Raw genomic sequence first — 17,751 nt, 5'->3', positions numbered from 1 at the left:
GCCGTCTGGTTACGATATCACTTCTACTACCTCATCGGCATGGCCTAACAAAGATTTCACCATTTCCTGCCAGCGTTTGGGGAAAGAAGCCTTGGATTCGGGAGTAGCCTGCGGACCAATGGCAGTCATAAGTACCGAGCGGGGCTCCACTACTTTGCCAGGACGATATTTCAAAGCCACCGAAGCACCGGTATCCGTTCTTGTCAAACGGACATCAGCATCCATTTCCACACCAAAAAACAGCAAATCACGACGGCGGAAACGTCCTTGTTGGATCCCGCTAAAACCGCTGTCACCCAGTCCGGCACCGGTAATATTTGATAAAACACTTCCGGTTACCCCGGCATTATCTTGAGCAGCCTGCCGGCGAAGTTCCACTTTGATGTATCCCCTTTTGGGCATTTCATCAGGAAAAAGTGCCGCCAGACCTTTTTGGGCCATCATGTATGCACCGGCAACCACACCACAGCTGTGGCCGGCCATTTTAACTACCTCAAGATATTTAATCTCAACAATTCCTTTCTCGGCAGAACCAAGAAATTCGGCTAAATCATCATATAAAACAATCGGTTTTACCGTATCAAAAAATTCAGGATAATTCATTTTATTTCATTTTAATCGTTAATAAATAATATTTACAACCCCGAAGCCAACACATCTACAATATGTGCCACTTTAATGGGAAGTTTGTGTTTTTTAATATAACCGTACTGATGCATCAAACAGGAAGAATCGGTAGAAACAATATATTCCGCACCGGTTTCCAGTGCATTCTGTACTTTTTGCTCCGCCATGGCCGTACTAATGGGTTCGAATTTAACAGAAAAAGTCCCGCCAAAACCGCAGCAAGTATGGGTATCTTTCATTTCTATCAGTTCCAGCCCCTTCACATTTTTAAGCAAGGTTCGGGGCTCATCGGTCAATCCGTATTCGCGCAAAGCAGCACACGAATCGTGATAAGTAATTTTATGCTCGAATACCGATCCAAAATCCGTTTTATGAATCACATTCACCAGAAAATCGGTGATCTCATAAATATTTTGCGTTAATCGCTTATATTCAAGGTGATATGCCGAATTATGGAACAGCTCGTGATAATTATTTTTAATGTACCCAATGCAGCTGGCTGATGGTCCGACCACCGGACGATCCGAAGAGAAGTCGTCCATAAATTTGATTCCGAGTTTTTTGGCTTCGTCCCAAAACCCACTGTTAAAAGCCATCTGTCCGCAGCAAGTCTGATTAGGATTATAATGCACTTTCAGGCCGGCCTTTTCCAATACTTTCACCATATTAAAACCGGTTTGCGGATAAACCTGATCAATAAAACAGGGAATAAAAATATCCACATCGGTGATTTCTTTCTTTTTCATCTGTTTACTCAATCATTTAAATTTTCCATTGAAAACAGGGCCGATTTTTCCAGTTCATCCCAATAATCCGGATAGGACTTCTTCACCACTTCCGGATTTTTGATGCTTACCGAGTCAAAAGGAATAGCCAGCGGAGCCAGGCTCATGGCCATCCGGTGGTCGCCATGACTATTAAAGACAAGCTCACCGGAAACTTTATCTTTTTCTCCCGGGATCAGGTGATAAACTTCTCCTTCTTTCAAAATCTCCGTACCAATTTTTCCCAGTTCCTGTTGCATACTCCGGATACGGTCCGACTCTTTAATCCGCAAATGCTCAATTCCACTAAATTTTCCTTCCACCCCCAAGGCAGCGCAAGCCACCATCACCGAAGGGACAATATCCGGTGCACTCCGAAAGTCAAAATCAATGGAAGCTGCTTTTTCTCCGTGATGGGTCAGTAGCAAGCCATCATCCTGAAAATCAGAACGAACCCCCAGTTTTTCAAAGACAGGAATCAAAAACCGATCGCCTTGAACACTTTCATCAGTCAATCCCGGCAAGAATACGGATGAATCCGGCAAAAAAGCCACCATTTCATACCAAAAGGCAGCCGCACTCCAGTCAGATTCCACGCGCATTTTTTCTACCCGATAAGTTCCTTCTTCCACTTGGATTTCTTTGGGAGAAACCGACACCTGGGCTCCAAAATTCCGCATTAAAGTGGCCGTCATATCAATATAAGCCGATGAAACCGGCTCGGTTTCAAGCCGGATTGTAAGGCCTCCGGGCAGATAAGGTGCAATTAACATCAATGCCGAAACATATTGCGAACTGGCCGAGGCGTTAAGGTGTACTTCGCCGCCATTCAGTTTACTGCCCCGTATCAACAAAGGCGGAAAATTTTCTTTTTCGGTATATTCCACATCAGCGCCCAGGCTGCGAAGTGCATCCACCAGTGCGCCCACCGGCCGCTGACGCATTCTTTCTTCACCAGTAAGCAGCCATCTTCCATCCTGGTTTGCCAAATAGGCCAGCAAAAACCGGAAAACGGTTCCGGCATTATGCGTATCCAAAGAAAGCGGAATTTCCGAACCGGCACAGGTATTGATAAAACTCAGATAAAGCCGCATCATATACGTATCTTCCGCTTCCGAAAGATTATCAAAAAGCACCTTGCTCCGCGCCATGGCACGCATAACCAGCAACCGGTTGCTGATGCTTTTGGATGCCGGAAGAAGGTAAGTTCCGGTTAGCTTTTTATTATTATACTGAATATTAATCATATATCAATTCTCATTGGTTATTCAGGTAAGATTGTAATACTTCACGAACCGTTTCTTCCGAAACGGCAATATCCGGGACAGCTTCTCCTGTCTTTTTCAACAAGGTAAAACGTAACTCTCCTTTCTGATTTTTTTTATCCTGCCGCATCAGATGCAAAAGTACAGGAATGTCACTTTCAGTAAAACAAAGCCGTTCAAAAATACCATCAATGGTATGGTAAATTTCACGGGCATCCTCCGCAGGAAGACCGGTTTGCTTTGTAGAAATACGGGCCGCACAAATCATTCCGGCAGCCACTGCTTCGCCGTGGGTAGCCGGCGAATCGGAAGACATCAAAAAAGTTTCCAGTGCATGCCCGGCAGTATGCCCGAAATTCAGGATTTTCCGCAGGCCCGATTCGTGCTTATCTTTTCGCACCACCGTAATCTTGTCTTTTACCGACATTTTTGTAATAGCGGATACATCCTGAAGCAATGCAGAATAAGATTTGCCTTTCAGCCGCTCCCACAGTGGTTTATCCATAATCAAAGCATATTTGATCACTTCAGCCATACCGGAACGGAGATGCTTTTCCGGCAACGTATCCAAAAACAGCGGATCAATAATCACGGCTTTCGGATCGGCAAACAACCCTACATGGTTTTTGTATTTCTGAAAATCCACGCCGGTTTTAGAGCCAATGGCCGCATCAACCTGGCCAAGCAATGTGGTAGGAATATTAATAAAATCAATTCCCCGTTTGTAGGTAGCAGCGGCAAATCCGCCCAAATCAGTAATTACACCGCCCCCCAGATTTATCAAGAGGGCCTTCCGGTCAGCTTCCATCCGGGTAAGCTGGTCCCATACCGAAACAACCGTTTCGATATTTTTGTTGGACTCACCACTTAAAATGCGAAGAATCCCCACCGAACCGGGATGAGGAATCCGGCCCAGCAACAACGGAAGACAGTTTTTCTCTGTATTTTCATCCGTCAGCACAAAGACTTTCGAATAACCGGAAGAAAAATTCCACACCTTATCCAATGCCCCGCGCCCCGTGATGTGAGGTACTTTTTTTAACAGATATGAAACCGGTTCTTTGTGCATGCCACAAAGATAGAATTTTTCAGGTTGCATTCTCCCCCGAAGAGGGACAAAATTCCTGACGCTTCTTCCTTGGAAAAGAAGCAGTCCGACACCTGCAACAAACTATAAACAAACAGGTTAGTTATTTTCTTTCTTTTTCGGGCTGGGATTCTTTTGCTCTGCTGCTCCGGTTTTACCGGCCGCTTTTGTCTGTTTCTTTTCTTCGCGTTTCATTTCGCGTTGCTGTTTATTATTGAAACCAATGGTAGAAAGGATACCACTCAGATTACTTTTCCACAAATAATTGATAAACGATTTCTGCGGAACCCGTTCAAAATAAACAATTCCTTTTTTCACATGTCCCAGGAAAGGCGGATTATTATTTTTTACCACAATCCCATTAATCATCAGGTTAGCAAACGGGCTCCAAACACTCCGGCTTTGCTGCGATTTCTTCCGGCTGTATAACCGAAGTTTCATTTTCTTGTACAGAAAATCCACACTGCCGCGAGCCGAAAAATTATCTCCCGTAATCATCGGAACCTGCAAGCTTCCCACACCGGATTTTACTGTAATACCCAGTACATTTTCGGTCAGCGGATTAAACTGGGTAAGATCTATTTTTCCGGTTTCGGCAGAGAACCACCATTGCTGATTCGGTGCAAAATAGGGCATCACCAGGGTGAAATCCATATTCGCCTGTTTCATCAATTTTCCTGAGCCCTGGAACTTCCATACCAGATTGGAATCACCCGGCATAAAATGGTTGGTCACATTAATCGAAGTCACATTAAAATGATCGATGAAAAAGATCCCCGGATTTTTTGATTTTACCTCGTATTCGAAATAAGAGAGCATACTGTTGTTCAGCTGAACCGTATCAATTCTGAATTTATACGGAATAGCATTCAGCACATCTATCGGCATCGGTTTCACCACATTCCGCCGCGGATAATGCATGTCTCTTTCAAACCGGACACTCAGGTTGTTCAAATCCAGTTTCCCAAAATGAATAAAATGGCCATTCAACAGGTCACCAGGGCTAAACCGCTCCATTACAGCACTTTTTCCATAAAGTGTTATCCGGTCGGTTTGATACCCGGCACGGGCAAAAAACGCTTTCCGGTCAAAACGGGGAGTCAGCGTAATGGAATCAAAACGGATTCTTCGCTCCGGAAGATTAATCCGGATATCCCGCATCCGAAATGTGTACATACTGTCGCCACTAATCACCGGACGATCTTTTAAATTGATGAACATATTCTGGAACAACGCATCGGAAGAATCGGGCAAAAATGGTTTTCCCAACTGGATTCCCTGGGTATGAATGGTCAGTTTCATAATGTTTACCAGCTTGTTCATCCGGTCATACTGATAGCTTAGATTTACATTTCCGAGAAATGTACTGTCAATATGAACCCCTTCTACAAAACGGGTGTAGCGGTTAAAAAAGCCACTGGTCAGAAAAGCAAGTGATCTTTTCTTACTTTCGGTGTTGTTATTAATGATATTAACCCATACCGACGGAACATTCCAATTTTTAATATGCAAAAACCGGGTTGTTCCTCCCCGAAGAAATATATGCTCAAAAGACATATTATTCACGAAGAAATAAGAAAACATCTGCCGGTTCGACGGATCAACCATATCGGGAGAGAAATTCGTACCAATAATTTTTAACACATGAAAACGACTGGTTGCCGACTGTAACGCAATACGGTCAGCTACCATTCTGAATTTCTGGTATTTTCCCACAAACACCAGCCGGTTAATGGAAAAATCCCATTGTTTTATCAAATTACTGTCCGGTACCAGAGCCAACAACCGATTAGGATGATAAAGCAAGTTGATTCCGTTAAGCTGAAGCGAACTGAATTGTTTTACTCCATTTCGTATTTCCAGCATTCCATTTACAAAACGCAGACTGTCGAAAACCAGTTTCCAGCGACGCAAATTACTTCCATCACGGTCAGACATCATTCTCATAAAATGGATCATACCTTTCGGCGAATCAAAAACAGCTTTTCCAAACACAATGCTGTCAGAATAAAAAAGCCGGTGATAACGGACTCCCTGTAACGAAACAGTCGGAATGCTGATACGGAACTGCAGGTTCGAATCAGAAAGCTGGTTAAGCTGTACATTTTTCAGGAACAAGATTCCGGAATCGCTGTTAAGAACCGTTTTTTGCCACTGAACCGTCAGGTGATTGCTTTTCATGCGCGTATCCTCAAAACGGGCCTGCCAGCTTTTGGGAGCCGAAAGAACATGCGCCGTATCGTATCCCATTTTAAAACGATGCAGTTTTAGATTTACCCGGCTACGAATGGAAAAATCTTTATCCGGTGTACGGGATACCAGCGAGAAACTGCTTTTACGAATCTGCACATAACCAATATTGGTTTTCAAAGGAATTTGTGGAGAGCCCGTCTGCCGCCCCAAACTGTCCAGACCTTTATTCTGTTCATCTTTCTGCCGGAAAGAATGCAAATCAGCACGATACAAATAAGCACCGCGTGCTTTCAGAACATGACGGAAAAGCAAAGAATCCGGCTGAAAACGGGTCAGCAGCAGCTGTCCTGCTTTTAGCGAATCATATCCGGCAGAATCATTCCGGAAATACCGGATACCTTTCAGCCGGAAAAACTTCTTATCAAAGGTTACATCACGTACAAAGGATCTGATATTTTTTCTTTCATCCGTATAGCTGCTTCTTTGCACATGGAAATAAACCGAATCGTAATGCAATCCTGCATCGGGACCAGAAAAACGGGTATCCTGTACGCTGTCAGCAAAAAAGTCAAGACCAGATGCTGTGATATGGAAATAACCGGTTTTCCGGAAAGAAACTTTTCCGCGGTGAATAACGATCTGTTCCGGGACAAGGGTTGCCAAAGCATCCGGCCAACGGATTTCTCCCGACCGGCAGCTGCTGTCGCGAATCACCCGGATATCCGGATCTTCTAAAGCAAAAGCAAGCAACTGACGTTTTTGGCGTTGCCATCGCATCACCGAAAAATGACGGATCACCAACTGCTTTGCCCCATAAACCGAAACAGGACTTGTTTGTTCCGCCGGGCACCGGGTACGAACATTCAGGTCATTTACCTGTAATTGTTCACGTGAAGAATTATAGGAAACCAAACCACTTTCTACCTTCACCCGGTTGGGAATATTGCGCCACAAAAGATGATTTAACGAAAATTTCAACGTATCAAAATGCAACTCCCTCACCGGCTCAGCCAACACACGCCGATCGGCCCACAAACCATTTACCTGTATATTGACACGCCGGAGTTCCATTGTCGTATCTTCTTTTTTATCAATATGATAAATATGCACATGGCGTAAATCAAGCGTATCCAACGAAAGCAAATGATACGCCGTAAAAAGCTGACGCAGCCAGCGCATGTTGTCTTTTTGTTTTTTTGACGATGATTTTTCCCGGAATACGGCCTGCCCGCCTACTACTCTAAAAGAGCCCAGCTTAAACCACGATTTTTTTTGTTTTTTCTGTTTCCGGGTATGCAATCCGCTCACGGCAGCCCAACGTAAAAAGATAGAAGTGACCGGCTTTGCTTTTTCATTGTCACCCAACAGGTTCAGATGAATTCCTCTCAAAAACAGCTTTCTGTTTCTGGTTGAATAAAAAGCCGAATCCAGGGCAATATCCAATTTCTCCGGAGCCGAAAAGCGATGGAAATCACGAACCGTTAACTCCAGGTTGTCGAAAAAAATAGGATGCAGTGTATCGCCGGCATATTTTACGGTTCCCATATTCCAAATAGTAAAATCATATTGGGCATTTCCGTAAATATCGGCACTTTTCTTCCCGTCCAGCTGAACTCTTCCAAAATGAATTTCTGTCTGACGGATTAAAAAACCAAAATGAATACGTCCGATCTGATGATTTTGCATGGCTTCGATTAACCCTGACGGATCAAAAGAAGAAGAAGTTGCCACTTTTTTGTGTTTTTTGGTAATTCCGAAAATAAATTCCGGTTTTTCCAGCAACAGGTTATCCACAATAAATTGCCGGTGCAACAAAACATCACCCAACGAAACGTTAGTCAGGACAAGACGGTGAAAAATGGCCTTTTTCAACAATGTTCCGGCCGCTTTATCAAAAACAACATGCTCAAAACGCAGCTCCGGCTTTTCAATGGTCAGTGTTCTGGAAAAAACCCCGACATCAATGCTTTGAAAATCCAATGTAATCTGACGATGAGACCGTTCGGAAACGATATACTTCATAGCAGCAGCCACCCATTGGTTACGGGTCAGATACAATCCTGCCGGCATTACGACCAGCAAAAATACCAGTACCGCTATTATTTTCCGTTTTCGTTTTGTCATTTCCCCGGATTTTCAAAAGCAACATTCACATAAACAGGAAGATGATCACTAAATCCACCATGATAAGCAAACCCGTTATATGTGCGATCAGGCTTTTGTCCCATATTTTTATTATCTCTTTCGAGCAAAAACGCTGCATCAAAGATATGAAAGCTTTTGTCATACACCCACATCCGGCCGGCAGGGTTCAATAAATTTTTTGAACATAAAAAACGATCGAAGATACTCCATCCCGACATGCCGCGAATGGTTCCTCCGGCAAGACCGAAATCGGCGTGCGAAGCAAGCGCAACAAGCGCGCCCCCGTCCGCATCCTGCAAGACACGCTGTAAACCACTGTCTTTCAACGATTCATTAAAATCACCCATAATCAAAATACGGGCTTCCGGACGACGCTGATACACCGAATCAACAACACGGATCAATGCTTTTGCGGCCTGTATTCTTTTATAAACCGTGGTCATTAATCCGCCATATCGCGATGGCCAGTGGTTAATAAATAAATGCAACGTATCGGTTCCCACCCGGCCTTTTACATACAAAATATCGCGGGTTCGCATAATTTTACCTGCAGTATCACGCACCGGAATGGCCTCTGAGCACAACAGATGAAAAACATTTTTACGATAAATCATCCCCACATCAATACCACGATGATCCGGCGACTCAAAATGAACAATCCCATAATCTTCACGCCGCAACGGAGTATTTTTCAAAAGATCTTCCAAAACAAACCGGTTTTCTATCTCGGCAAAAGCCATTACATCCATACCATGCCATCCGCCCATGGCAGCAATCACTTTAAAAATATGTTGCTGTTTTATCCGGTAACGCGCCATATCCCAGTGACGGATCCCACCAGGATCAAATTCATGATAATCCGACAAGGTATCTGTAAAAGGGTCAAAGTAATTTTCGGTATTGTAAAATCCGATACGGATAAACGGCCTGTTTTCCTTTACTTCCGGTTCTGTTGCATTCAGCAGCAAAAACGGGAACAAAAACAACAGGATAACAGAAACGGAAAAAAATAATTTCATCATCTTTTCAATTACAATTTTACACAATTTTCAACAAACTTCCAAATTTGTTTTTCTCCGGTCACCACCAGCTTCCGGCGCATACGTTTTTTTCTTTTTTCCACAAACCGTTTCTTTTTTCCTTTTCCCTATTTTTGCCCCAAACCAGAAAAACACACAGCATGACAAAAAACATTAACCCCATTTATCTCTCGCAACAAAAAGCGGAAATCACAGAATATCATGTTTATGCCCGGCTGGCCGCATTGTGCAATGACGAAAAAAACAAAACCATTCTGCTCGACATCTCCAACGACGAGCTCCGGCACTATCAAATCTGGAAAAACATCACCGGAAAAGAATGCAAACCCAACAAATGGAAAGTATTTTGGTATGTAATGCTGGCCCGTGTCTTCGGTTTAAGTTTCGCCCTCAAGCTTATGGAAAGCGGTGAAATCCACGCCCAGGCCTTTTATGAAAAAGCCGCTGTTGAACACCCCGAAGTCAGCCGCATTGCCCAAGACGAAGAAGACCACGAAAAAGAATTACTGGCCATTCTCAACGACAAACGGCTGGCCTACGTCGGTGCCATTGTACTCGGGCTCAACGATGCTTTGGTAGAGCTTACCGGAACACTGGTCGGATTGAGCTTTGCCTTCAACGACAACGAAGTTATCGGCGTTACCGGACTCATTATGGGCATTGCCGCCGCCCTTTCCATGGCCGCTTCCGGCTATCTCGCCTCGCAGGAAGAAGAAGAAAAAGAAGATGTAAACCCCATTACTGCAGCTGTTTACACTGGCGTAGCATACCTGATTACCGTAGCCCTGCTGGTTTTCCCTTATTTTCTGGTAACCGACCCGCGCACCGCCATGGGCATTATGCTGCTCATGACCCTGCTCATCATTGCCGGATACAATTATTACATCTCGGTAGCCAAAACCGTCAATTTCAAAAAACGGTTTCTCACCATGGCGCTTATTTCACTTGGTGTAGCTGCCATTTCGTTTGGAATCGGTTATCTCGCCAAAGCCTGGCTGGGCGTTTCGATCTAATACAAATTTTCAGGGCAGCCCCGCCGCTGGCGGGTCGCGCTATCCGCTTTAGTCCCGGCAGGGCTGTCTGTGTTTCGCTTTTGTCATCCCGGGCGCTTCCGTTGGTCGCGCCGGGCTGTCAGCTCTTCATCAGCCGCCCCTGCCGGGCGCTGCCGCTTCTATCGCTGCTGCTTTTTGATTTTTAACCGGCATTATTTTCTTATAAAAACAGAAAAAACACAATCATTTTTCTGAAATTAATACCTTTGTAACGAGATGGAACGGGAAAAAATATTAAAGCAAATCAAAAGGTCGGTTTCAGCTGTTGTTCCAAAAGCTGAAGTTATCCTCTATGGTTCCTATGCCCGTGGAGAAGAAAAATCAACATCTGATATTGATATTCTTATTTTACTTGACCAGGATGATATTTCTTTAAATGATGAAATAAAAATCGCCTATCCTCTTTACGAAATTGAATATTCAACCGGTGTCATTATCAGCCCGTTAATTTTATCGAAAAAAAAATGGAACAAACTACACCGGATTACACCGTTTTATGAAAATATTTTAAATGAGGGGATCCGACTATGACAGATGCTGAAAGAAAAGCAATCATTAAATACCGGTTATCAAGAGCTCATGAAACGCTAAATGAGGTGGATATTCTCATAAAAAACCAATTGTGGAATACCGCAGTAAATCGGCTTTATTACGCTTGTTATTATGCCGTTAACGCCTTGTTGATCAGCTTAAATATAAAAGCACAAACACACTCTGGAGTACGCCAGATGTTTGGTTCTCATTTTATCAAAACAGGAAAAATAAACAAAGATCTGGGGAAGTTTTATTCTATTCTTTTTGACAAACGAATGGCAGGCGATTACGATGACTTTGTAAATTTTAACCACGAAGAAGTTTCTGTATTGTATTCTACTGCTCAACAGTTTATAAAGGAAATAGATAAAATCATCGGATATTAAACTCCCGACCCCCGTTTCAAAATTTGCCGGCCAAAACGAATTCTCATTTTATCCATCGCCTGATACAAATCGGCCAGCTCCGGTTTCTCATCAAACAATTCCAATTGCTGATAACCACCAATCAAATGACTAAATCGTACGCCAAGAAGCCGAACCGGCACCGGATAACGGAAAAGCCGGTCAAAAAGATCCAATACAACTTCTATCAGCACATGGTCAAAAGCCGTATAAGGAATGACTCGTTGCAATGTATGGGTGTCAAAATTACCATACCGGATTTTTACAGTAACACATCCGGTAAGCTTACCCAACGAGCGCAATTCAAAAGTACTCTTTTCCACCATGGCAATAAGCGTACTCCGCAACAGCAACCGTTCGGTAATGTCAAAATCAAAAGTATGTTCTGTTCCCACCGATTTCTTTTCGGTATAAGGCTTTACCGGCGACCGGTCAATGCCATGGGCTTTTTTCCAAAGAACCGGTCCGGCTTTTCCCATCAGTTGCATAAGGATTTCCGGCGGAACCTTACTCAGCGCCCGGATGGTAGTAACTCCTATCGAACGCAATATCTGATAGCTTTTAGGCCCGACCATGGGAATTTTCCGCACGGATAACGGAAACAAAAAAGACTTTACTTCCGAAGAAGGAATGTACAACTCACCGTTGGGTTTCGATTCGCCGGTAGCTATCTTAGCAACCGTTTTGTTTACCGACATCCCAAACGATAAAGGCAAACCCGTTTCTTTGATAATACGCCGGCGCAGCGCACGGGTCCACGACAAGCTTCCGAAAAAACGATCCATGCCGGTAATATCCAGATAATGCTCGTCAATAGAAGCTTTTTCGTAAACAGGAGCACTTTCGGCAATCATTTCGGTGACCATCCGCGAGTATTTACTGTACCGCTCCATATTGCCCCGGACAAATACAGCATCACGGCATAACTGCTTTGCCATATATACAGGCATCGCCGAATGTACACCAAACCGCCGGGCTTCATAACTGCAACTGGCCACCACACTACGGTTAGACAACCCACTGATAATTACCGGTTTCCCGATTAACTCACGGTTTGCCAGCCGTTCTACCGATACAAAAAAGCTGTCCAAATCCAAATGTACAATCGTCCGTTCTTTCATACAGCAATACCTTTTTTCGACAAAATACTTGACATTTCAAATATTTTACGTACTTTTGATTAGTTTTTCATCAAAATATTGACTACAATATAATCATTAAGAAAAAACAGGCAATGGATAAACTAAAAAAATCCAAGCGGGATATTTCAGGCACCTTCGTGGTGAAAATTTAACCACAAAGGGTCACAAAGTACACACAAAGGAACACAAAGAAAAAACAATACCATGAACAGAGAAGAAATATTTAAAACAGTTTTGGATTGTTCTTTTAAAGTACATTCTGCCCTTGGGCCTGGGTTATTGGAAAGTGCTTACGAGGAATGCCTGTTTTATGAACTTCGACAAACAGGATTAAAAGTGGTAAAACAAAAACCATTACCGCTTGTTTACGAAGATGTGAAACTTGAAATAGGATACCGGGTGGATTTACTAGTTGAAGATCAAATAATTATTGAAATAAAATCGGTAGATGCTCTGGCGGATATTCACATGGCACAAATTCTTACTTATTTGAAGCTTTCCAACTGTCATTTGGGGTTGTTAATTAATTTTAACGTAAAACATTTGAAAGATGGTATAAAACGGGTAATTCTTTAATCCTTCGTGCGCCTTGGTGACATCCTTAGAGCGCCTTCGTGGTAAAAGATGAACCACAAGGGGTCACAAAGCACACACAAAGAAACGCGAAGAAAAAAAGAAGGAAAAATTATCCTTCGTGCGCCTTGGTGACATCCTTGGAGCGCCTTCGTGGTAAAAGATGAACCACAAAGGGTCACAAAGTACACACAAAGGAACACAAAGAAAAAAGGAAAAGAAAAAAATTATACTTCGTGTGCCTTGGTAACATCCTTAGGGCGCTTTCGTGGTAAAAACATTAAAACACAAATAAAAACATAAAAAATAAAAGCAAAATGTATTTTAAAGACAACATCAAATTACTCAGAAAACGGAAAGGCCGCACCCAGGACGATGTGGCTTTTGCCCTTGACATGAAACGTTCCACCCTGAGCGGTTACGAAAACGGCGTGGCACAACCCAATCTGAATGCACTTATGCGCTTCTCAGAATATTTTGGCGTAGCCATCGACACACTGGTAAAAGTAGATTTATCCTCTCTTTCCGAAAGTCAGCTCTCGCAACTCGAACGCGGCTACGATATCTACGTAAAAGGCAGCAACCTGCGCGTATTGGCCACCACCGTAGATCAGGACAATGAAGAAAATATCGAGCTGGTAAACGAAAAAGCCAAAGCGGGTTATGCCACCGGTTTTGCCGATCCGGAATACATCAAAGTGCTGCCCACTTTTAAATTGCCATTTTTATCCAGACAAAAAAAATACCGCACCTTCCAGATCAGTGGCGATTCCATGCTGCCCATTCCCGATGGCTCATACGTCACGGGCGAGTTTGTACAAGACTGGACAACCATTCGCAGTCACCATGCTTACATTGTACTGACCAAAGAAGACGGTGTGGTTTTTAAGGTGCTGGAAAACAAGATTAAAGAATCCGGAAAAATCAAGCTGTATTCGCTGAACCCCTTGTATCTGCCTTACGAGCTGCCGGTTACCGAAATCAGGGAAATCTGGAAATTTGTTAATTACATCAGCTCCGAAGTTCCTGAACCCAACAAAGAAAAAGACCGTCTGGCCGAAGAAGTAAAACAACTAAAACAACAAGTACAAGCCATTCAGATGAAATTGAACCTGTAAAAAAGAAAAAACTACCCAACTTGTATGCCGGCTAAAATGGGCAACAATTTTTTATTACTTCCCGGAGGATTGTTTTTTCGGGCATATTCCACCACAGCCTGCCAGTCTTTTTCGTAAAAGTGTCTCACTGCCTTCAACTCTTCAGGGTGAATAAGCGGATGAGGACTGAAATAAGAATCGGGCAGATACTTTCCCACAAACAACGTGGAATAACGGATCATATTCGCATAAAAACGGTTCAGGGGATAAAATCTCCGGTCAAGATGATAATGGCGGATATCAACTTTTTTCCCGACATGCATAATGGCTTTTAACTGCTTTTCGTTATACGACCGATGTTTTGCTTTATGGCTGATTTCTTCTTTTTCATATTCAGCCCCCACCTGCTCTGCAAAATAATCAATAAAAGCCGGAAGGTCTTTTTTCATATCGTCATAAAACAAAACAATTGGTTTTTTGGTAAAATATTTTTCCAGGATCTCAATGTAATGAGTAAAATCCAAATCTATTTTTTTGAACATTCCCCGATCATTTTTCAAATCGAAAAACGAAGGAAAAGGAATGGCATAACCGTTTTTCACAAAACGTTTGTATTGCGAAGCTATCCAACTGTCGTGCCGGCGAAAAACAATAATGGGTGTGGTATCCGGATGATGCGCAGCAAATTTCGATACTTCATCTTCCATTTGCTGATCAAATTCACGCGAAATAAGATATCGCTTACTTTTCCCTTTTCTTACAATATCCACCGCATTTTTATAGCGGTACGAATGATGAATGTATTCCACATTTTTAAAATACGGGAAAACTCTGTATTGTAAATAAGTAGTAGCGGTTTTTCCCAAACCGACATGAAAAAAGATTTGCTTTTTTGATGTTTGACTCATGAACGCTGCTTTCCGGGCATAAATGCCTCAAGGTTTTGGTTAAAATTTTGGCGGCAAAAATATAAAAAAAACCCTCTATCTTTGGTAAAAATCATTTGATTATCAACAATGAAACCCGGATTAAAAATTCTGCTGTCCATACTCTTCCTGCAGGTTTCATCTTTTGCTTTTTCACAAGAGTTAAATATAGGTAGCATCATGGGAACCTCAATCGAATCAAAAAAATTGACATCTTTTTTGGTGGGTGGCACGGTGGAATTCCGTCCGGCACATTCGGTGGTTTCATTTATCGCCGAGCCCAATTTGATGTTTTATTCGGACAGCAAACCGATCTTCACTTTTCCGTTATACCTGAAATTCAGTTCCGAAAAAAAGTTCAGAATAGGCCCGGTTTTCGGTTTATTTATCCGGAGTACCGGAAATTACGGATGGTCTGCCGGCGGTGAAGCGGACATACAGGTAAAAGAAAAAGGGTTCGTTTTTATCCGGGGTGATTTTGTAATGGACTACTGGACAGAAACTTTTTACGGTTACCGAACAGGCGGACAGTACACAGACAATGCGTCTTCTGTTTTTATCACCCTGGGATTCCGAAAGAAAATCCTGAAAAAATCAAAAAAGTAAATGTTACCGGTTAGCCTCCGATTTCTCCTTTCATTTTATCTTTTTCGGTAATAATCATGGGCGACTCTTTAGTCATCAGCGTAAGCGCAATCACCACCGGCATCAAAATGCAGAAAAGAATCATCCAGTCGTTCAGATAGGCGTTGTTTTTAATGCTCATACCCGCCACAAAAAGCAATCCTGAAATCTGCCCGATCCAGAGCAGCAGTCCCTGCGAAATGGATTCCGGCGCAGGATAGCTGACTTCGGCAGCATATTGAAATCCTACCGGACCGGCACTCATAATGAAAAAACCGAGAATAAAAGCCGAGGCCAGGGCAATGTCGTACACCACCGCCGGATTATGGATAAAGTAACCGGTCAGGCTGAGCCCGAGCACGCCCGGCAGGGCACCTACCGTACAAATAACCAGAAACCGCTTGCGCATGCGGTATTTATCAGACAAAGCCGGAATGATCACCGCACCGAAAACCCCGCCAATCAGCATCAACCCGCCAATCAGTCCGTTGGAATCTTTTACGCCGAGATTGGCCGAAATGGAATCGGTCATGGAACTGATGGCATTAAAAATGCCCAATCCTACAAGAAACACAAAAATCATCAGTACCATATCGCGCTGTTTCAGAATATGTTTAATCCCTTTAAAAAAGCTGTGCCGCACCAAATCATCGGCTGCCGGCGGTGTGGGTGGTTTCTCTTTCAGCAGCAATAAAGTAACGACTGCCGCGCCAAAAGTTAGCCAACCGTAAGTCATCAGCATGTGCGGAAATCCGCTGCCGTAATCAGGCCGGCCAGGATGCGTACCGATAAATGCCGGGGTCACCAGCATAGCAAAAATAATACCGAGATACTGCGCCAGAATAGCCAGTCCTGCTGCCAGTCCTCTTTCCCGCAACGGAAACCAGCGCACCGTTACCGCCGTTACCGCATTCAGCACAAAAGGCTGGGCAATTGCCAGTCCGATTTGGGCTATCACCACCATCTCAAAACTATCGGCATAAAAACCTTTCAGCAATCCAGAAACTCCGGCAATTACAGCTCCCAGACCGATGGCTTTCCGGATACCATAAGTGTCGATGATATACGATGCCGGAATACTCATTACAATATACACCAGCATGTACACCATGGCCAGAAAATCGATGTTGAAAAACGAATCGGGATTAAATTGTCCTTTGTAAAAAACCTCGGCAGGCCGTTCCACTGCGGCATGGGCCAGCCACTGCAATTGAATAACAAATGAAATCAACATGAAAATAATCAGGATCACCCAGCGGTATCCGTACACTTTGTAAGTAGATTTTGCCATGATGTTCTTATTTTATTTAAAAAACGGTCTCTCCCCGATTTTGACTGTTCAAAGCTAACAATACTTTTTTCGATTTGCAAACAGCCGGTTTTTCTCAGGCAGTCTTTTCTCTTTCTTCAAAAGAAAAACATTTATCTGTTTCATTTCTTGATAAATGTCAAGAAACTTTTGATGTCTTGAATGTACTTTTAAACAAATTTTAAAAACAGAACTTATGTCGGCACAAAGAATAAAAGCAGGCATCAATCTTTACGCCATCTTAAAAAATCTGGAAGATTTGGTTGCCTATGACAACGAAGCCCGCACACTGGTACAAGACCGGAAAATCTGTATTCAGTTTACGGTAAAAAACGGCCCGAAAGCATGGGTTCGTTTTGAAAATGGCCGGTGCACGGTGGAAAGGGGAAAAGCCCGAAAGTCGCAGGTACACCTGTGGTTTTCTTCCTGCGAACACCTGAACAAAATGTTTGACGGCAAAGCCAATCCGGTTCCGTTAAAAGGATTTACCCAGCTGGGATTCCTGAAAAATGAGTTCACCAAACTCACCGAACGGTTGGAGTATTTCCTGCGTCCGGAGAATGTTCCTCTGCCTGACAACCATTACATCCGCATGAACACCATGTTCACACTGACCATTGCTGCTTTTGCCCTTCCCGAGATTGCCTTGTACGACGAACGGGCAAAATACACCGCTTCACATCTGCCCGATGGCACGCTGCAAATGAGCGTGTTACCTGACGGTCCGCATGTTTATCTGACCATCAAAGGCGGGAAAATCACTGCCGGAAAAGGAAAAGCAGATCATCCTGATGCCATGATGCTGATGAAAAATCCCCAGGTAGCCAACGATTTTCTCAATGGAAAATCCGACCCGTTTACCGCCATCGCACTGGGTGATGTGATGATCAAAGGACAAATCCCCATTCTCGACGGCATCAATTTAATTCTTGACCGGGTTATTCATTATGTATCGTAAAAAAAACAGAG

The 17,751-nt window shown here is 43.3% G+C and carries 16 protein-coding genes; 7 read left to right on the top strand and 9 right to left on the bottom strand.

What is annotated here, in order from left to right:
* Nucleotides 1–9 precede the first annotated feature (9 nt).
* The 6 genes from LA303_RS06715 to LA303_RS06690 all read right to left on the bottom strand — a co-directional run bounded on the left by LA303_RS06715 (nucleotide 10) and on the right by LA303_RS06690 (nucleotide 9,103).
* Nucleotides 10–603: a hypothetical protein gene (locus LA303_RS06715; protein WP_240524521.1), complete on the bottom strand. Its 594-nt coding sequence runs from the start codon at nucleotides 601–603 to the stop codon at nucleotides 10–12.
* 32 nt (nucleotides 604–635) lie between these two features.
* On the bottom strand, nucleotides 636–1,373 hold the full coding sequence (locus LA303_RS06710) for a (Fe-S)-binding protein (protein ID WP_240524520.1): 738 nt from the start codon (nucleotides 1,371–1,373) through the stop codon (nucleotides 636–638).
* A gap of 8 nt (nucleotides 1,374–1,381) precedes the next feature.
* Nucleotides 1,382–2,638 carry a 3-phosphoshikimate 1-carboxyvinyltransferase gene (gene aroA, locus LA303_RS06705; RefSeq protein ID WP_240524519.1) on the bottom strand — a complete coding sequence of 419 codons (1,257 nt, stop codon included), beginning with the start codon at nucleotides 2,636–2,638 and terminating at the stop codon, nucleotides 1,382–1,384.
* A gap of 10 nt (nucleotides 2,639–2,648) precedes the next feature.
* The gene (aroB, locus tag LA303_RS06700) at nucleotides 2,649–3,725 is read right to left on the bottom strand and encodes a 3-dehydroquinate synthase (RefSeq protein ID WP_240524518.1); all 1,077 of its coding nucleotides are present in this window, start codon (nucleotides 3,723–3,725) and stop codon (nucleotides 2,649–2,651) included.
* Between the two features lie 117 nt (nucleotides 3,726–3,842).
* A complete protein-coding gene (locus LA303_RS06695; protein WP_240524517.1) occupies nucleotides 3,843–8,060 on the bottom strand; it encodes an AsmA family protein in 4,218 nt (1,405 codons plus the stop codon).
* Nucleotides 8,057–9,103: an endonuclease/exonuclease/phosphatase family protein gene (locus LA303_RS06690; protein ID WP_240524516.1), complete on the bottom strand. Its 1,047-nt coding sequence runs from the start codon at nucleotides 9,101–9,103 to the stop codon at nucleotides 8,057–8,059. Before LA303_RS06690 ends, LA303_RS06695 begins: the two co-directional genes overlap by 4 nt.
* 158 nt (nucleotides 9,104–9,261) lie before the next feature.
* Between LA303_RS06690 and LA303_RS06685 the strand changes: the two genes are divergently transcribed.
* The 3 genes from LA303_RS06685 (at nucleotide 9,262) to LA303_RS06675 (ending at nucleotide 11,093) form a co-directional block, all read left to right on the top strand.
* Nucleotides 9,262–10,134, top strand: a complete 873-nt coding sequence (locus tag LA303_RS06685) for a VIT1/CCC1 transporter family protein (protein WP_240524515.1) — start codon at nucleotides 9,262–9,264, stop codon at nucleotides 10,132–10,134.
* A 255-nt stretch (nucleotides 10,135–10,389) separates the two neighbouring features.
* Nucleotides 10,390–10,704 (top strand): nucleotidyltransferase domain-containing protein, encoded by a 315-nt coding sequence (locus tag LA303_RS06680; protein WP_240524514.1) that lies wholly within the window; start codon nucleotides 10,390–10,392, stop codon nucleotides 10,702–10,704.
* Nucleotides 10,701–11,093, top strand: coding sequence for a HEPN domain-containing protein (locus tag LA303_RS06675; protein WP_240524513.1), 393 nt, complete (start codon nucleotides 10,701–10,703; stop codon nucleotides 11,091–11,093). Before LA303_RS06680 ends, LA303_RS06675 begins: the two co-directional genes overlap by 4 nt.
* Here LA303_RS06675 and dinB read toward each other — a convergent pair.
* Complete coding sequence (gene dinB, locus LA303_RS06670; protein WP_240524512.1) at nucleotides 11,090–12,232, bottom strand: DNA polymerase IV; 1,143 nt, start codon at nucleotides 12,230–12,232, stop codon at nucleotides 11,090–11,092. The genes LA303_RS06675 and dinB overlap by 4 nt on opposite strands.
* 225 nt (nucleotides 12,233–12,457) lie before the next feature.
* Here dinB and LA303_RS06665 point away from each other — a divergent pair, with 225 nt between their 5' ends.
* Together LA303_RS06665 and LA303_RS06660 are read left to right on the top strand one after the other, a co-directional pair.
* Nucleotides 12,458–12,829 (top strand): GxxExxY protein, encoded by a 372-nt coding sequence (locus LA303_RS06665; RefSeq protein ID WP_240524511.1) that lies wholly within the window; start codon nucleotides 12,458–12,460, stop codon nucleotides 12,827–12,829.
* A 314-nt stretch (nucleotides 12,830–13,143) separates the two neighbouring features.
* A complete protein-coding gene (locus LA303_RS06660; protein ID WP_240524510.1) occupies nucleotides 13,144–13,944 on the top strand; it encodes an XRE family transcriptional regulator in 801 nt (266 codons plus the stop codon).
* 11 nt (nucleotides 13,945–13,955) lie between these two features.
* Here LA303_RS06660 and LA303_RS06655 read toward each other — a convergent pair whose 3' ends face one another.
* Nucleotides 13,956–14,831, bottom strand: a complete 876-nt coding sequence (locus tag LA303_RS06655) for a hypothetical protein (RefSeq protein ID WP_240524509.1) — start codon at nucleotides 14,829–14,831, stop codon at nucleotides 13,956–13,958.
* Between the two features lie 225 nt (nucleotides 14,832–15,056).
* Between LA303_RS06655 and LA303_RS06650 the strand changes: the two genes are divergently transcribed.
* Nucleotides 15,057–15,455, top strand: a complete 399-nt coding sequence (locus tag LA303_RS06650) for a hypothetical protein (RefSeq protein ID WP_240524508.1) — start codon at nucleotides 15,057–15,059, stop codon at nucleotides 15,453–15,455.
* A 10-nt stretch (nucleotides 15,456–15,465) separates the two neighbouring features.
* Here LA303_RS06650 and LA303_RS06645 read toward each other — a convergent pair whose 3' ends face one another.
* Nucleotides 15,466–16,764 (bottom strand): MFS transporter, encoded by a 1,299-nt coding sequence (locus tag LA303_RS06645; protein ID WP_240524507.1) that lies wholly within the window; start codon nucleotides 16,762–16,764, stop codon nucleotides 15,466–15,468.
* A 214-nt stretch (nucleotides 16,765–16,978) separates the two neighbouring features.
* Here LA303_RS06645 and LA303_RS06640 point away from each other — a divergent pair, with 214 nt between their 5' ends.
* On the top strand, nucleotides 16,979–17,740 hold the full coding sequence (locus LA303_RS06640) for an SCP2 sterol-binding domain-containing protein (protein ID WP_240524506.1): 762 nt from the start codon (nucleotides 16,979–16,981) through the stop codon (nucleotides 17,738–17,740).
* The last annotated feature ends 11 nt before the right edge of the window (nucleotides 17,741–17,751 follow it).

The organism is Candidatus Sulfidibacterium hydrothermale (assembly GCF_020149915.1).
Lineage (GTDB): Bacteria > Bacteroidota > Bacteroidia > Bacteroidales > F082 > Sulfidibacterium > Sulfidibacterium hydrothermale.
The sequence above is the reverse complement of the archived record's forward strand: the minus strand, read 5'-3'. Positions and strand labels throughout refer to the sequence as shown.

Bases quoted from the DNA above. Each gene is read 5' to 3' on its own strand.
- dinB (WP_240524512.1), bottom strand. From the start codon at position 12,232: ATGAAAGAACGGACGATTGTACATTTGGATTTGGACAGCTTTTTTGTA.
- LA303_RS06685 (WP_240524515.1), top strand. From the start codon at position 9,262: ATGACAAAAAACATTAACCCCATTTATCTCTCGCAACAAAAAGCGGAA.
- LA303_RS06715 (WP_240524521.1), bottom strand. From the start codon at position 603: ATGAATTATCCTGAATTTTTTGATACGGTAAAACCGATTGTTTTATAT.
- LA303_RS06690 (WP_240524516.1), bottom strand. From the start codon at position 9,103: ATGATGAAATTATTTTTTTCCGTTTCTGTTATCCTGTTGTTTTTGTTC.
- LA303_RS06665 (WP_240524511.1), top strand. From the start codon at position 12,458: ATGAACAGAGAAGAAATATTTAAAACAGTTTTGGATTGTTCTTTTAAA.
- aroB (WP_240524518.1), bottom strand. From the start codon at position 3,725: ATGCACAAAGAACCGGTTTCATATCTGTTAAAAAAAGTACCTCACATC.
- LA303_RS06675 (WP_240524513.1), top strand. From the start codon at position 10,701: ATGACAGATGCTGAAAGAAAAGCAATCATTAAATACCGGTTATCAAGA.
- aroA (WP_240524519.1), bottom strand. From the start codon at position 2,638: ATGATTAATATTCAGTATAATAATAAAAAGCTAACCGGAACTTACCTT.
- LA303_RS06680 (WP_240524514.1), top strand. From the start codon at position 10,390: ATGGAACGGGAAAAAATATTAAAGCAAATCAAAAGGTCGGTTTCAGCT.
- LA303_RS06645 (WP_240524507.1), bottom strand. From the start codon at position 16,764: ATGGCAAAATCTACTTACAAAGTGTACGGATACCGCTGGGTGATCCTG.
- LA303_RS06710 (WP_240524520.1), bottom strand. From the start codon at position 1,373: ATGAAAAAGAAAGAAATCACCGATGTGGATATTTTTATTCCCTGTTTT.
- LA303_RS06655 (WP_240524509.1), bottom strand. From the start codon at position 14,831: ATGAGTCAAACATCAAAAAAGCAAATCTTTTTTCATGTCGGTTTGGGA.
- LA303_RS06640 (WP_240524506.1), top strand. From the start codon at position 16,979: ATGTCGGCACAAAGAATAAAAGCAGGCATCAATCTTTACGCCATCTTA.
- LA303_RS06660 (WP_240524510.1), top strand. From the start codon at position 13,144: ATGTATTTTAAAGACAACATCAAATTACTCAGAAAACGGAAAGGCCGC.
- LA303_RS06695 (WP_240524517.1), bottom strand. From the start codon at position 8,060: ATGACAAAACGAAAACGGAAAATAATAGCGGTACTGGTATTTTTGCTG.